This is a genomic window from Modicisalibacter sp. MOD 31.J (genome assembly GCF_020147985.1).
Classification (GTDB): domain Bacteria; phylum Pseudomonadota; class Gammaproteobacteria; order Pseudomonadales; family Halomonadaceae; genus Modicisalibacter; species Modicisalibacter coralii.
The window spans coordinates 23933-37788 of sequence record NZ_JAGXFF010000003.1 but is presented as its reverse complement, the minus strand read 5'-3'; the positions used below and the strand labels follow the sequence as shown (position 1 = coordinate 37788).

General features: G+C 67.3%; 14 protein-coding genes and 1 tRNA gene. 12 read left to right on the top strand and 3 right to left on the bottom strand.

Annotation, left to right across the window (positions count from 1 at the left end; translation table 11 throughout):
* Position 1: 1 nt before the first annotated feature.
* The gene (locus KGR00_RS10790) at positions 2-184 is read right to left on the bottom strand and encodes a hypothetical protein (protein WP_224418647.1); all 183 of its coding nucleotides are present in this window, start codon (positions 182-184) and stop codon (positions 2-4) included.
* A 133-nt stretch (positions 185-317) separates the two neighbouring features.
* On the opposite strand from KGR00_RS10790, the gene KGR00_RS10785 reads away from it, so the two are divergent.
* On the top strand, positions 318-794 hold the full coding sequence (locus KGR00_RS10785; protein ID WP_224418648.1) for a DUF2314 domain-containing protein: 477 nt from the start codon (positions 318-320) through the stop codon (positions 792-794).
* 179 nt (positions 795-973) lie between these two features.
* Here the strand turns inward: KGR00_RS10785 and KGR00_RS10780 are convergent.
* A tRNA-Pro gene (locus KGR00_RS10780) sits at positions 974-1050 on the bottom strand.
* A 68-nt stretch (positions 1051-1118) separates the two neighbouring features.
* On the bottom strand, positions 1119-2111 hold the full coding sequence (gene ispB / locus KGR00_RS10775) for an octaprenyl diphosphate synthase (RefSeq protein ID WP_203234876.1): 993 nt from the start codon (positions 2109-2111) through the stop codon (positions 1119-1121).
* Between the two features lie 424 nt (positions 2112-2535).
* On the opposite strand from ispB, the gene rplU reads away from it, so the two are divergent.
* The 11 genes from rplU (at position 2536) to ispH (ending at position 13843) form a co-directional block, all read left to right on the top strand.
* Positions 2536-2847: a 50S ribosomal protein L21 gene (rplU, locus tag KGR00_RS10770; RefSeq protein WP_092849665.1), complete on the top strand. Its 312-nt coding sequence runs from the start codon at positions 2536-2538 to the stop codon at positions 2845-2847.
* A gap of 34 nt (positions 2848-2881) precedes the next feature.
* Positions 2882-3139: a 50S ribosomal protein L27 gene (rpmA, locus tag KGR00_RS10765; protein ID WP_129140904.1), complete on the top strand. Its 258-nt coding sequence runs from the start codon at positions 2882-2884 to the stop codon at positions 3137-3139.
* A gap of 84 nt (positions 3140-3223) precedes the next feature.
* A complete protein-coding gene (gene cgtA / locus KGR00_RS10760; RefSeq protein WP_224418649.1) occupies positions 3224-4417 on the top strand; it encodes an Obg family GTPase CgtA in 1194 nt (397 codons plus the stop codon).
* Positions 4418-4444: 27 nt separating this feature from the next.
* Positions 4445-5584 carry a glutamate 5-kinase gene (gene proB / locus KGR00_RS10755; RefSeq protein WP_129140906.1) on the top strand — a complete coding sequence of 380 codons (1140 nt, stop codon included), beginning with the start codon at positions 4445-4447 and terminating at the stop codon, positions 5582-5584.
* A gap of 175 nt (positions 5585-5759) precedes the next feature.
* Entirely contained in the window at positions 5760-6026 is a 267-nt protein-coding gene (rpsT, locus tag KGR00_RS10750) for a 30S ribosomal protein S20 (RefSeq protein WP_129140907.1), read from the top strand.
* A 230-nt stretch (positions 6027-6256) separates the two neighbouring features.
* On the top strand, positions 6257-7840 hold the full coding sequence (gene murJ / locus KGR00_RS10745; RefSeq protein WP_267899215.1) for a murein biosynthesis integral membrane protein MurJ: 1584 nt from the start codon (positions 6257-6259) through the stop codon (positions 7838-7840).
* Positions 7841-7912: 72 nt separating this feature from the next.
* The gene (ribF, locus tag KGR00_RS10740; protein WP_129140908.1) at positions 7913-8956 is read left to right on the top strand and encodes a bifunctional riboflavin kinase/FAD synthetase; all 1044 of its coding nucleotides are present in this window, start codon (positions 7913-7915) and stop codon (positions 8954-8956) included.
* 10 nt (positions 8957-8966) lie between these two features.
* Entirely contained in the window at positions 8967-11801 is a 2835-nt protein-coding gene (gene ileS, locus KGR00_RS10735) for an isoleucine--tRNA ligase (RefSeq protein WP_224419849.1), read from the top strand.
* A gap of 34 nt (positions 11802-11835) precedes the next feature.
* On the top strand, positions 11836-12357 hold the full coding sequence (gene lspA / locus KGR00_RS10730; protein WP_224419850.1) for a signal peptidase II: 522 nt from the start codon (positions 11836-11838) through the stop codon (positions 12355-12357).
* Between the two features lie 26 nt (positions 12358-12383).
* Complete coding sequence (gene fkpB / locus KGR00_RS10725) at positions 12384-12833, top strand: FKBP-type peptidyl-prolyl cis-trans isomerase (protein ID WP_129140911.1); 450 nt, start codon at positions 12384-12386, stop codon at positions 12831-12833.
* A gap of 56 nt (positions 12834-12889) precedes the next feature.
* Positions 12890-13843: a 4-hydroxy-3-methylbut-2-enyl diphosphate reductase gene (ispH, locus tag KGR00_RS10720; protein ID WP_129140912.1), complete on the top strand. Its 954-nt coding sequence runs from the start codon at positions 12890-12892 to the stop codon at positions 13841-13843.
* Positions 13844-13856 lie beyond the last annotated feature (13 nt).

Here is a 13856-nt window from a genome sequence, read left to right as displayed (position 1 = left end):
TTCACGCCGGTTCCGAGATCCGCAGGCTGCCGCCGCGCTTGATCAAAAACGCCAGATAGATAAGACCGTTACCGGTCCATGCCAGCCACTGGGCGAAGTGGTTCATGTCGAGTCGCCCATGACCGAGAATCGCCAGGCTGATGGGCGGGCAGACCTTGTGGCCAGGTGAGGACGTGGTCGTCACCTGGCCTCTCTCATGCGAAAGCCTGCCTTGTATGGGCAGGCTTTCTTGTTTCATGGCGTTACAATAGAGGGCCGGGAGTTTGAGAGGACCGGGAGTTTGGTCCCGTGGAGTAATGGATGTCAGTGGAGGTGGCGTGATTCGTATCATATTGCTGTGTTGCCTGGTTCTTTTCTCTGCCACGGCATGGGCGGAGGAAAGGGGGCGTAGCGAGGTCATTGAAGTTCCCAGAAACGACGTCGAGATGAACAAGGCCATACAGAAGGCCAGAGAGAGTCTTGATGTCTTCGTCGAGCGCTTGAAGTCGCCGCAGGATGGCGACTCCAATTTTACGCTCAAGGTGGCGGTAACCGATGAGCAGGGCACCGAGCACTTTTGGGTGTCCGATATCTCGCTGACGTCGTCAGGCTTTGAAGGGGTCATCGCCAATGAGGCAGAGGTCGTGAAGGCTGTCAGTCTCGGTCAGAAGGTGAGTTTTGACGCTGATGTGGTGAGCGACTGGTCCTTCGAGCACAACGGCGTCAAGCAGGGCGCCTTTACACTCCGGGTCCTGCTCGAAAGAATGCCGGAAGAGCAAGCAGAATATTACAAGCAGGTCGTTGGCTGGGATTGATGAATCACTGGTCGAGTCGTACAAGCGGGCCAGCATCCGAGGCGATGTGCCGCCGACATTGGCCGTGATATGAAACGCTACGAAAGCCCGATTCCGGCCGAGAAGGGATCTGGCTGATGCCCGCGACGAAAAACGGCCACCGCTCCGAGGAGCTAAGTGGCCGTTTTTACGGGATTCCTTGGTCGGAGTAGCAGGATTCGAACCTACGACCTCTGCCTCCCGAAGGCAGCGCTCTACCAAGCTGAGCTATACTCCGACGCCGTTGGGGCTGTGCCTCAACGGGGCTGCATTATACGCACTGCGGCGTACTTGGCAAGCCCGATTTCATGCCTGGCGATCGACGGCCAGGCGGGCCAGCTCGGCCATGGTGTCGCGGTAGCGGCTGGGCGGCAGGAAATTCAACTGGGCCAGGGCGCGGTCGGCCATCTCCTCGGCGCGCCGCCGGGTGTAGTCCAGCGCGCCGGTCTCGTTGACGATCGCCAGTACCTCGTCGAGCGAGTCGAGCCCGCCCCGGCGAATCGCCTTGCGGATCAGGGCGGCCTGCTCGGGCGTGCCGTCGCGCATGGCCTGGATCAGCGGCAGGGTCGGCTTGCCCTCGGCGAGGTCGTCGCCGACATTCTTGCCCATGGTGCCGGCATCGCCCTGATAATCGAGCAGGTCGTCGATCAACTGGAATGCCAGCCCCAGATGGCGGCCGTAGAGGCGCAGGGCCTCCTGCTGTTCGGGCTCGCCTCCGGCGAGTATCGCGCCGCTGTGCGAGGCGGCCTCGAAGAGCATCGCCGTCTTGCCCATGATGGTCTCGAAGTAGGCGGCCTCGTCGACGTCGGGGTTGCCGACGTTGGTCAGTTGCAGCACTTCGCCCTCGGCGATGGTGCAGGTCGCCGCCGAGAGGATCTCCATCACCGGCATCGAGCCCACCTCGACCATCATCTGGAAGGCGCGGGAATAGAGGAAGTCGCCGACCAGCACCGAGGGGGCGTTGCCCCACTGCTCGTTGGCGGTGGTCCGGCCGCGGCGCAGGCTCGACTCGTCGACCACGTCGTCGTGGAGCAGCGTCGAGGTGTGCATGAATTCGATCAGGGTGGCGAGGGTGATGTGCTTGTCGCCGGCGTAGTCGAGCGCGCGCGCGGCGAGCAGGACCAGCAGCGGGCGCAGGCGCTTGCCGCCGCCCTCGATGATGTGGCGGCCGATGGTCTCGACGAGCGGGACCCGGGAGCTCAACTGGTCGATGACCGTGCGATCGACGGCGGCGAAATCCTCGGCCACCGCGGCATGTAAGGGCGATGCGTTGGGTTGCATGATATGGGCGTCTGTCATGGAGTTGAGGCATCCCGAGGCGCCGCCAGGCTTTAGGCTCTGTACGAACACTGCCTGCGCTCGGCAATACGGTGTCAGGAATCGGCCCGGTCGGCTTTTCGTCCGGTGTCGCCTTGGCGATGCCCATCGGTCGCGACATCGCTCGCCGGGGCGTCGTGAACGGCCCGACGCGCGTCGGCGAAGCGTGTGACAGTCGAGCCCGAGTCCGGTCAAGGCGTGTGGCTATGCTATGAGGGGGGGTAGGGGGCGTCAAGGCGGCATGTCACGCGGGGTGACGCATGTCGAGCGCTCTTGTCGCGGGGCGTCTCGGCGGTTATAATCCGCGACCCTACTCATCACGCTCCCTGTCAGATGGCTGCCGGAAGGGGCGCCACTCGCCGCAGGTCGATGAAGAGCCCACCCCGATGAGTGTCTGGAGAGAAGCATGTACGCAGTTATCAAGAGTGGCGGTAAGCAATACCGCGTCCAGGAAGGCCAGACCCTGAAGCTCGAGAAGCTTGAAGTGGCCACCGGCGACAGCCTCGATTTCGACCAGGTGCTGCTGGTCGCCGACGGTGACGACGTCAAGGTCGGCGCGCCGCTGGTCGACGGTGCCAAGGTGAGCGCCGAAGTGGTGTCTCATGGTCGTGGCGAGAAGGTTCGCATCATCAAGTTCCGTCGCCGCAAGCACTCCATGCGTCGTCAGGGCCACCGTCAGTGGTACACCGAAGTCAAGATCACCGGGATCTCCGCGTAAGCGGCAACTCCCCCGAACGAGCGAGGTATTTGCAATGGCTCACAAGAAGGCAGCCGGTAGTACGCGCAACGGCCGCGATTCCGAATCCAAGCGCCTTGGCGTCAAGCTGTTCGGCGGCCAGGCAGCGGCCCCGGGCAACATCATCGTCCGCCAGCGCGGCACGCGGTTCCACGCCGGGACCGGTGTCGGCATCGGCAAGGACCACACCCTGTTCGCCCTGGACGAAGGCGTGGTCAAGTTCGAGACCAAGGGTCCGAAGAACCGCAAGTTCGTGAGCGTCGTCTCCGCCTGAGACCGCCGCGAACCCTGACGAGAAGGCCCCGCCATGGCGGGGCCTTCTTGTATCATGGCGGCATGTGCCGTCGGGAGAGTGACAATGCAATTCGTCGACGAAGCATCGATCGTTGCCGAGGCCGGTAATGGCGGCAAGGGTTGCCTGAGCTTTCGCCGCGAGAAGTTCGTGCCCAAGGGCGGTCCCGACGGCGGTGACGGTGGCCATGGCGGCAGCGTCTACCTGATCGGCGACGATGCGCTCAATACCCTGATCGACTTCAAGTACCAGCGCTTCTACAAGGCCCAGAACGGCCAGCCGGGCCAGGGTCGCCAGATGAGCGGCAAAGCCGGCGATGATCTGCACGTCAAGGTGCCGGTGGGCACCACGGTGATCGACGAGGACACCCTCGAGGTGATCGCCGACGTGACCGAGGCGGGCCAGGTGGTGATGGTCGCCCAGGGTGGGCGCCGGGGCCTTGGCAACATCCACTTCAAGTCGTCGACCAACCGCGCGCCGCGGCGCACCACGCCGGGTACGCCCGGCGAGCGTCGCAACCTGCGCCTGGAAATGAAGGTGATGGCCGATGTCGGCCTGCTGGGCATGCCCAACGCCGGCAAGTCGACGCTGATCCGTGCCGTCTCGGCCGCCAAGCCCAAGGTCGCCAATTACCCGTTCACCACGCTGGTGCCCAATCTCGGCGTGGTCAAGCTGGGCATGCACGAGCACTTCGTGATGGCCGACGTGCCGGGGCTGATCGAAGGCGCCTCGGAAGGTGCCGGGCTGGGCCTGCGCTTTCTCAAGCACCTGACCCGCACGCGGCTGCTGCTGCACGTGGTGGACGTGGCGCCCTTCGACGAGTCGGACCCGGTCGACTCCGCCCGGGCGATCGCCCGCGAGCTCGAGCAGTTCTCGCCGGCGCTGGCCGAGCGCCCGCGCTGGCTGGTGCTCAACAAGCTCGACCTGCTCCCCGAGGAAGAGCGCGAGGCGCGCGCCGCGGCGATCGTCGCCGCGCTCGACTGGCAGGGGCCGGTGTATCGCATCTCGGCGATCGCCAGTCAGGGCACCGATGCGCTGGTTCAGGCGGTGTACCGCTGGCTGACCGAGCAGCGCATTCTCGAGGTCGAGGACGAGACGGTCGCCGAGCACGAGCGCGAGATGCGCGAGCGGATGGACGCCGAGGCGGTGGCGCGTGCCGAGTCGCGGCTGAGCCGCAAGCGCAAGCCGGCCGGCGACGACGAGCTGGACGATGATGACGACGACGAGGACCATGACGTCGAGGTCGAGTACGTTCCCTGAGCGTAATCGGCGACGGGTGAGGGCGATATGCACGACGACGAGCAGGCGCCGGGCCGCGAGGCGCTGACCGGCGCGCGGCGGGTGGTGGTGAAGATCGGCAGCGCGCTGCTGACCAACGACGGGCGCGGCCTCGACGAGGCGGCGATCGGTGGCTGGGTCGACCAGATCGCCGCCCTGCATGCGCGGGGGATCGAGGTGGTGCTGGTGTCCTCCGGCGCCGTGGCCGCGGGCATGGCGCGGCTCGGCTGGAACGTGCGCCCGGCGGCGGTCCACGAGCTGCAGGCCGCCGCGGCGGTGGGGCAGACCAGCCTGGCGCAGTGCTACGAGGGCCATTTCGCCCGCCACGAACTGCGCAGTGCCCAGATCCTGCTCACCCACGACGACCTTTCCAATCGCAAGCGCTATCTCAATGCCCGCTCGGCGTTGCGCACCCTGGTCGATCTGCGCGTGGTGCCGGTGGTCAACGAGAACGACACCGTGGTCACCGACGAGATCCGCTTCGGCGACAACGATACCCTGGGGGCGCTGGTCGCCAACCTGCTCGAGGCCGAGGCGCTGGTGATCCTCACCGATCAGGAAGGGCTCTATGACGCCGACCCGCGCCACGATCCGGCGGCCCGGCTGATTCCCGAGGGGCGCGCCGACGACCCCCGGCTGGCGGCGGTGGCCGGCGGTGGCGGCGTTCTGGGGCGCGGCGGCATGACCACCAAGATTCGTGCCGCGCGGCTGGCGGCGCGCTCCGGCACGGTGACGGCGATCGCCAGCGGGCGCCAGGCGGATGTGCTGACCCGGCTGATCGACGGCGAGCGGCTGGGTACCCTGCTGCGCCCCGAGCACGCCCCGCTGGCGGCGCGCAAGCGCTGGCTGGCCGGTCAGTTGCAGGTGCGCGGCACGCTCACTCTCGATGCCGGCGCGGTCAGCGTGCTGCGCGCGCGGGGGTCGAGCCTGCTGCCGGTCGGGGTCAAGTCGCTCGTCGGTCGTTTCGTGCGCGGCGACATGGTGGTCTGCGTCGACGAACAGGGCGAGCGGGTGGCCAAGGGCCTGGTCAACTACGGCAGCGACGAGGCGGCACGCATCCTCGGCCAGCCGAGTCATCAGATCGAGGCGATCCTCGGCTACATGGAAGCGCCGGAACTGATCCATCGCGACAACCTGGTGGTGCTGTAGCCGAGCGCAGGCACTGCGCGGGCTGTGGCAAGCCGCGGGGCAGCGTGCTAGAATGCCGCATCCTCTCAGACATGGCCCGTGGTTACTGAACGGCCAAACCGCTTCGGCGAATCCGAAGAGTCGAAGCTGGTCAAAGACTTACTACCGAATTTAGCGATTCTCCAAGGAGATTACGGTGGCGAATACCAAGCAAGCCAAGAAACGCGCACGCCAGGCGGAACAGCGTCGCAAGCACAACGCCAGTCAGCGCAGCATGGTGCGGACCTACGTCAAGCGCGTGCTCAAGGCGGTCCAGGCCGGCGATCACGCCCAGGCCATGGATGCTTTCAAGCAGGCACAGCCGGTCATCGACCGCATCGCCGACAAGGACGCGCTGTCCAAGAAGAAGGCGGCCCGCATCAAGAGCCGCCTCAACAAGCGGATCAAGGCGCTGGCTGCGTAAGCCGGAGCCACTGAGGCAGCGAGTGCCGCTTCCATCGGCGCTCGTGATGCACTTGGGAAAAAACCGGCTGCGGCCGGTTTTTTTGTGCGTGCGGATTGGTGCGTGCTGACAGCGTGCCGAGCGAAAGAGGGGAGCGGCTGGTGGCATCCGATCGGGACACATCGCGCGAGGACCATCGCCTGATCAGCGAAGAGGACGTCTCGGTGGACGCTCCCGCCGCGGGCGATGCCGTGCCCAGCGAGGCGGACGCGGGACAGACCGCCGGAGGCGCTGCGGCCGGCGGCGGTCTGCTGCGCTCGGGGATGGTGGTCAGCGCCATGACCATGCTCTCGCGGGTGATGGGGCTGGTGCGCGACGTGACCATCGCGGCGCTGTTCGGTGCCGGCAGTGGCGCGGATGCGTTCTTCGTGGCCTTCAAGATCCCCAACTTCATGCGCCGCCTGTTCGCCGAGGGGGCCTTCAACCAGGCCTTCGTGCCGGTACTCTCCGAGTACGCCACCCGGCGTACCCGCGAGGAGGTCCGCGAACTGCTGGACGCCGTATCGGGGAGCCTGGCGGTGGTGCTGGCGCTGCTCACGGCGCTGGCGATGCTGACGGCGCCATGGCTGGCCTGGCTGTTCGCGCCGGGCTTCGGCCGCGACCCCGAGAAGCTCGCCCTGACCGCCGACATGCTGCGGCTGACGTTCCCCTATCTGCTGCTGATCTCGATGACGGCGTTCTCGGGCAGCGTACTCAATACCTGGAACCGTTTCGCGGTGCCGGCCTTCACCCCGGTGCTGCTCAACCTGGCGTTGATCGGTGCCGCGGTCTGGTTGACGCCCTGGATGACGGTGCCGTCGATGGCGCTGGCCTGGGGCGTGCTGATCGCCGGGGCCGTCCAGTTGGCCTTCCAGGTGCCGTTCCTGGCCCGGCTCGGGCTGTTGCCGACCCCGTGGCCGGCGTTCCGCCATCCGGGGGTGCGGCGCATCCTGTGGCTGATGACGCCGGCGCTGTTCGGCGTCTCGGTGTCGCAGATCAATCTGCTGCTGGACACCGTGCTGGCCTCGTTTCTGGCCTCGGGCAGCGTGTCCTGGCTGTACTATTCGGATCGCCTGGTCGAGCTGCCGCTGGGGGTGTTCGGCATCGCCATCGGCACGGTGATCCTGCCGGCGCTCTCCAAGCGCCATGCCGAGCAGTCGCGGGAGCACTTCGCCCGGATGCTCGACTGGTCGCTGCGCGCCGTGCTGCTGCTGGGCCTGCCCGCGGCGCTGGCGCTGGCGGTGCTCGCCGAGCCGCTGCTGGTCAGCCTGTTCCACTACGGGGCGATGACCGACCACGACATCGTCATGGCATCGATGAGCCTGCGCGCCTACGCCGTGGGGCTGGTGGCCTTCATGCTGATCAAGGTGCTGGCGCCGGGCTACTTCGCCCGCCAGGATACCGCCACGCCGGTCAAGATCGGCATCGTCGCCATGGTCGCCAACATGGGCTTCAATCTGGCGCTGATCCTGCCGCTGGCCCACGCCGGCCTGGCGCTGGCCACCTCGGCGTCGGCCTTCGTCAACGCCGGCCTGCTGGCCCGGGGACTGCGCCGCCGTGGGGTGCTGGTCTTCCAGCCCGGCTGGGGGCGCTACGCCCTGCAGTTGCTGGGCGGCTGCGGCCTGATGGCGACGGGATTGTGGTGGTTCTCGCCGGACTGGCACGTCTGGCTGGAGTGGGGCGTGACCCGGCGCGCGGCGACCCTCGGGGCGCTGGTCATCGGCGGTGCGCTGACCTATTTCGCCTGGCTGGCGGCCACCGGGATGCGCCTGCGCGACTTCCGGCTGCACGGATGAGGGCGGGCGGCGGCTGTCAAGCCCCACCCCCTTCGTTATAATTGCTCCCTTTATCGACGCGTGAGCGACGCCATGGAACTGATTCGCGGATTGCACAACCTGCAAGAACGACACCGGGGGTGCGTGGCGACCATCGGCAACTTCGACGGGGTGCATCGCGGTCACCAGGCGATTCTCGGCCAGTTGCGCCAGCGCGCGCAGGCGCTCGGCCTGCCGGTCACGGTGGTGATCTTCGAGCCCCAGCCGCGGGAATACTTCGCCGGCGATCAGGCGCCGCCGCGTCTCACCCGGCTGCGCGACAAGGCGCGTCTGCTCGCCGAGCACGGCGCCGAGCGCATCGTCTGCCTGCCGTTCAACGAGGCGCTGCGCAGCCTGACCGCCAACGAATTCATCGATCGCGTGCTGGTCGACGGCCTGGGCGTGCGTCATCTGGTGGTCGGCGACGACTTTCGCTTCGGCTGCGACCGCCGCGGCGACTTCGCTTTGCTGCGCGAGGCCGGCGAGCACAAGGGCTTCGCCGTGGAGCACACCCATACCTTCGTGCTCGACGACGAGCGGGTGTCGAGCTCCCGGGTGCGCACGCTGCTGGCCAGCGGCAACTTCTTCCAGGCGGCGCGCATGCTGGGGCGCCCCTACCGGATGGGCGGCCGGGTGGTCGCCGATCAGCGCCTGGGCCGCACCATCGGCACGCCCACCGCCAACGTACCGCTGCTGCCCGGGCCGATGCCGCTGCGCGGGGTCTATGCGGTGGTCACCCGGCTCGCCGACGGGCGCTGCCTGCCGGGGGTGGCGAACATCGGCTGGCGGCCCACGGTGGGCAGCCGACGGCCGGTTCTCGAGGTTCACCTGTTCGACGTCGAGGTGGATCTCTACGGTCAGTGCATCGACGTCCTGCCCTGCGCGCGACTGCGTGGCGAGGTGACCTTCGACGGGCTCGAGGCGCTCAAGCGCCAGATTCGTGCCGACCAGGCCTGCGCGCGCGACTATTTCCGGGCGCATCCCGTCGCCTCGTGCGACGACACCTGCGTCGCCGACCTGGCATCGGCACCGCTGGCACCGGCATCCACGACTTCCGACTTCTCGGCGGACGCTTCCGCCGACCATGACGACGGCTGACACCAAGGCTATGAGCGACTACAAGCACACCCTGAACCTGCCCGAAACCGACTTCCCGATGCGCGGTAACCTGCCCAAGCGGGAGCCGGCACGCATCGAGCGCTGGCAGGAACTCGATCTCTACCACCGCCTGCGCGAGGAGCGCCGGGGCAGGGAACTCTTCGTGCTTCACGACGGCCCTCCCTATGCCAACGGCAGCATTCACCTGGGGCATGCGCTCAACAAGATCCTCAAGGACATCATCGTCAAGGCCAAGGGCCTGGCCGGCTTCGACGCGCCCTACGTGCCGGGCTGGGACTGCCACGGCCTGCCCATCGAGCACAAGATCGAGACGCTCCACGGCAAGCATCTGCCGCCGCAGGAAGCGCGCGCCCTGTGCCGCGAGTACGCCAGCGAGCAGATCGACGGTCAGCGCGAGGACTTCGTGCGCCTGGGCGTGGTCGGCGACTGGGCGCATCCGTACCGCACCATGGACTTCGCCAACGAGGCGGGCGAGGTGCGGGCGCTGGCCGAGATGGTGCGTCACGGCTACGTGTTCAAGGGCCTGAAGCCGGTCAACTGGTGCTTCGACTGCGGCTCGGCACTGGCCGAGGCCGAGGTCGAGTACGCCGACAAGCAGTCCGACGCCATCGATGTGGCCTTCCTCGCCGAGGACCCCGCCGCGCTGGCCGAGGCCTTCGGCCTGGACGGCCTGGACAAGCCGGCGGCGGTGGCGATCTGGACCACCACGCCCTGGACCATCCCCGCCAACCAGGCGCTCAACGTCCATCCCGAGGTGGACTACGCGCTGGTGGATACCGGCGAGCGGCTGCTGGTGCTGGCCGAGGACCTGGTCGAGAGCAGCCTCGAGCGCTTCGGGCTGCGTGGCGAGACGCTGGCCACCACGACCGGCGCGCGCCTGGAGAACCTGCAGTTCCGTCACCCGTTCTACGACCGCCTGTCGCCGGTGTATCTGGGCGACTACGTGGCCACCGACGCGGGGACCGGCATCGTCCACTCGGCGCCGGCCTACGGCGAGGATGACTTCGTCACCTGCCGCGCCTATGGCATGGACTTCGACGAGATCAAGAACCCGGTCCAGAGCGACGGCGTCTATGTCGACGACCTGGCGTTCTTCGGCGGTCAGTTGATCTGGAAGGCCAACCCGCAGATCGTCGCCAAGCTCGAAGAGGTCGGCGCGCTGCTCGCCCACGAGACGATCACCCACAGCTACATGCACTGCTGGCGCCACAAGACGCCGGTGATCTACCGCGCCACCGCGCAGTGGTTCGTGGGCATGGACATCCGCGGCGAGGACGGCAAGACGCTGCGCGAGCGTGCCCTGGAAGGCGTCGAGGCCACTCAGTTCACGCCGGCCTGGGGCAAGGCGCGATTGCACAGCATGATCGCCAACCGGCCCGACTGGTGCATCTCGCGCCAGCGCAACTGGGGCGTACCGATCCCGTTCTTCCTGCACAAGGCCACCGGCGAGCTGCACCCGCGCACGCTGGAGCTGATGGAAGCCGTGGCGCAGCGTATCGAGGCCGAAGGCATCGATGCCTGGTTCCGGCTGGATGCCGCCGAATTGCTCGGCGACGAGGCGGCCGACTACGAGAAGACCACCGATACCCTCGACGTGTGGTTCGATTCCGGCACCACTCACTGGCATGTGCTGCGCGGCTCGCACGACCTCGGCCATGCCCGGGGGCCGCGTGCCGATCTCTACCTCGAGGGGTCCGATCAGCATCGTGGCTGGTTCCACTCCTCGCTGCTCACCGGCTGCGCCATCGACGGCCACGCCCCCTATCGGCAGCTGCTGACCCACGGCTTCACCGTGGACGAGAAGGGGCGCAAGCAGTCCAAGTCGCTGGGCAACGTGGTGTCGCCGCAGACGGTGATGGACAAGCTGGGCGCCGACATCCTGCGCCTGTGGGTGGCCTCCACCGACTACTCCGGCGAGATGGCGGTCTCCGACGAGATCCTCAAGCGCACCGCCGATGTCTACCGGCGTATCCGCAACACGGCGCGCTTCCTGCTTGCCAACCTCAACGGCTTCGATCCCGAGCGTGACGCGGTGGCCTTCGATGACATGCTGGCGCTGGATCAGTGGGTGGTCGATCGTGCCGCGCAACTGCAGGCACGCATCGAGACGGCCTACACCGAGTACCGCTTCCTCGAGGTCTACCAGCAGGTGCACACCTTCTGTTCGCGGGAGCTGGGCGGCTTCTACCTCGACGTGATCAAGGACCGCCAGTACACCACCCAGGCCGACTCGCTGGCGCGCCGCAGCTGCCAGACCGCGCTCTACCATGTGGTCGAGGCGCTGTCGCGCTGGGTGGCGCCGATCCTCAGCTTCACCGGCGAGGAGATCTACGAGCACATCCCCGGCAAGCGTCGCGAGAGCGTGCTGCTGGACACCTTCTACCCCGGCCTGGCGACCCTCGGCGACGACGCCGCCTTCGGCCGCGAGTTCTGGGAGCGGGTGCTGCAGGTCAAGCAGGCGGTCAACAAGTGCCTGGAGGACGCGCGCAACGCCAAGCGCATCAAGAGCGGGCTCTCCGCCGAGGTCACCCTCTACGCCGACGACGCCCTGCGCGAGACCCTGGGCCGGTTGGGCGACGAACTGCGCTTCGTGCTGCTGACCAGCGAGGTACACCTGGTCTCGCGGGATAGCGCCGACGACGCGGCCGAGGCCACCGAACTCGAGGGCCTGGCGGTGGCGGTGGCGGTCAGCCCGCATGCCAAGTGCGAGCGCTGCTGGCATCATCGCCCCGACGTCGGCGAGCATGCCGACTATCCGGACCTGTGCGGGCGTTGCATCAGCAACCTGCCGGACGGGCCGGGCGAGACGCGCCATTATGCCTGAGGTCGACGGCCCCGAGGCCAACGAGGAAGCCGCCATGAAGGAGCGTGCCGTGGAGCGACAAGGCGAGGCGACGCCCATGCGCCGGCCTCTGCGCTGGCTGTGGCTGTCGGTGCTGGTGATCGCCCTCGATCTGGGCGCCAAGGCGCTGGCCAGCCAGCTGCTGGCCTATGGCGAGCCGCTGCGGCTGCTGCCGGTGTTCAACCTCACCCTGTTGCACAACCCCGGCGCGGCGTTCAGCTTCCTGGCGGGGCACGACGGCTGGCAGCGCTGGTTGTTCGCGCTGATCGCCGTCGGCGCCAGCGTCGGCCTGACGATCTGGCTGAGCCGCCTCAAGCGCGGCGAGACCTGGCTCGCCGCCTCGCTCGCGCTGATCATCGGCGGCGCGCTGGGCAATCTCTACGACCGGCTGATGCACGGCTATGTGGTGGACTTCCTGTCCTTCCACTGGGGCAGCTACTACTTCCCCGCCTTCAATCTGGCCGACACCGCGATTACGCTGGGGGCCCTGGGGCTGATCGTCGAATCCCTGCGCGACGCCCGGCGCGCCCGGTCGTGACCCAACAGCTATACGAGCCATCTATCATGAGCGAATACCGCATCGGCGAGGGGATGGAAGTCACCCTGCACTTCACCCTCAAACTCGAGGACGGCACGGTGGTCGATTCCACGCGCGACAAGCAGCCGGCGACCTTCCAGGTCGGCGACGGCAACCTGCCGCCCGGTTTCGAGCAGCCCATCGAGGGGCTGACGGCCGGCGACACGGGCAGCTACACCGTCACCCCCGAGCACGCCTTCGGTCAGCACAACCCGCAGAACGTGCAGTCGATCCCGCGTGACAGCTTCGAGAATATCGACGAGCTGGAGGAGGGGCTGGTGATGTCGTTCGCTGATGCGGCCGGCGGCGAGCTGCCGGGCGTGATCGCCGAGATCGGCGACAAGCGCGTCGAGGTCGACTTCAATCATCCGCTGGCGGGGCGTACCCTGACCTTCGAGGTGGAAGTGATCGACGTGCGTCCCGCGACCACGCACTGATTCATTCGCGCTGTTTCATTTCTTCACGATACACCGCGTATCAAGCGAGGCCTTTCATGCAGATCAAGCTGGCCAACCCCCGTGGCTTCTGCGCCGGCGTCGATCGCGCCATCGACATCGTCAACCGGGCGCTCGACGTGCTCGGGCCGCCCATCTACGTGCGTCACGAGGTGGTCCACAACCGTTACGTGGTCGAGACCCTGCGGGAGCGCGGCGCGATCTTCGTCGACGAGCTCCACGAGGTGCCCGACGATGCCACGGTGATCTTCTCCGCCCATGGCGTCTCGCGGGCCGTGCAGCAGGAGGCCGAGCGGCGCGGGCTCAAGGTGTTCGACGCCACCTGTCCGCTGGTCACCAAGGTGCACATGGAAGTGCTGCGTTATGCCAAGCGTGGCCAGGAGTGCATCCTGATCGGCCACGCCGGCCATCCCGAGGTGGAAGGCACCATGGGGCGTTACGACACCTCCCACGGCGGTGCCATCTATCTGGTCGAGGACGCCGACGACGTGGCCTCGCTGGAGGTCAAGGATCCCGAACGACTGGCCTTCGTCACCCAGACCACGCTGTCGATGGACGATACGGCACGGGTGATCGATGCCCTGCGCGCCAAGTTTCCCGCCATCGACGGGCCGCGCAAGGACGACATCTGCTACGCCACCCAGAACCGTCAGGACGCCGTGCGCGAACTGGCCGCCGCGTCCGATCTGGTGCTGGTGGTGGGCAGCGTCAACAGCTCCAACTCCAACCGCCTGCGCGAACTCGCCGAGCGCATGGGTACCCCGGCGCGGCTGATCGACGATGCCGGCCTGATCGACGAGGCCTGGCTCGACGGCATCGGGACCGTGGGTATCACCGCCGGCGCCAGCGCCCCCGAGGTACTGGTGGAAGGCGTGATCGCCCGGTTGCGCGAGCTGGGCGCCGAGGCGCCCGAGGAACTCGTCGGTCAGGAAGAGACGATCACCTTTTCCATGCCGCGGGAGCTGAGAGAACAGGTCATCGTCAGCGGGTAGGTTTCAACGCGGG

Excerpts from the sequence above, each read along its gene's own strand:
- ispB (WP_203234876.1), bottom strand. The coding sequence starts at position 2,111 with ATGACAGACGCCCATATCATGCAACCCAACGCATCGCCCTTACATGCC.
- rplU (WP_092849665.1), top strand. The coding sequence starts at position 2,536 with ATGTACGCAGTTATCAAGAGTGGCGGTAAGCAATACCGCGTCCAGGAA.
- rpmA (WP_129140904.1), top strand. The coding sequence starts at position 2,882 with ATGGCTCACAAGAAGGCAGCCGGTAGTACGCGCAACGGCCGCGATTCC.
- cgtA (WP_224418649.1), top strand. The coding sequence starts at position 3,224 with ATGCAATTCGTCGACGAAGCATCGATCGTTGCCGAGGCCGGTAATGGC.
- proB (WP_129140906.1), top strand. The coding sequence starts at position 4,445 with ATGCACGACGACGAGCAGGCGCCGGGCCGCGAGGCGCTGACCGGCGCG.
- ribF (WP_129140908.1), top strand. The coding sequence starts at position 7,913 with ATGGAACTGATTCGCGGATTGCACAACCTGCAAGAACGACACCGGGGG.
- ileS (WP_224419849.1), top strand. The coding sequence starts at position 8,967 with ATGAGCGACTACAAGCACACCCTGAACCTGCCCGAAACCGACTTCCCG.
- lspA (WP_224419850.1), top strand. The coding sequence starts at position 11,836 with ATGAAGGAGCGTGCCGTGGAGCGACAAGGCGAGGCGACGCCCATGCGC.
- fkpB (WP_129140911.1), top strand. The coding sequence starts at position 12,384 with ATGAGCGAATACCGCATCGGCGAGGGGATGGAAGTCACCCTGCACTTC.
- ispH (WP_129140912.1), top strand. The coding sequence starts at position 12,890 with ATGCAGATCAAGCTGGCCAACCCCCGTGGCTTCTGCGCCGGCGTCGAT.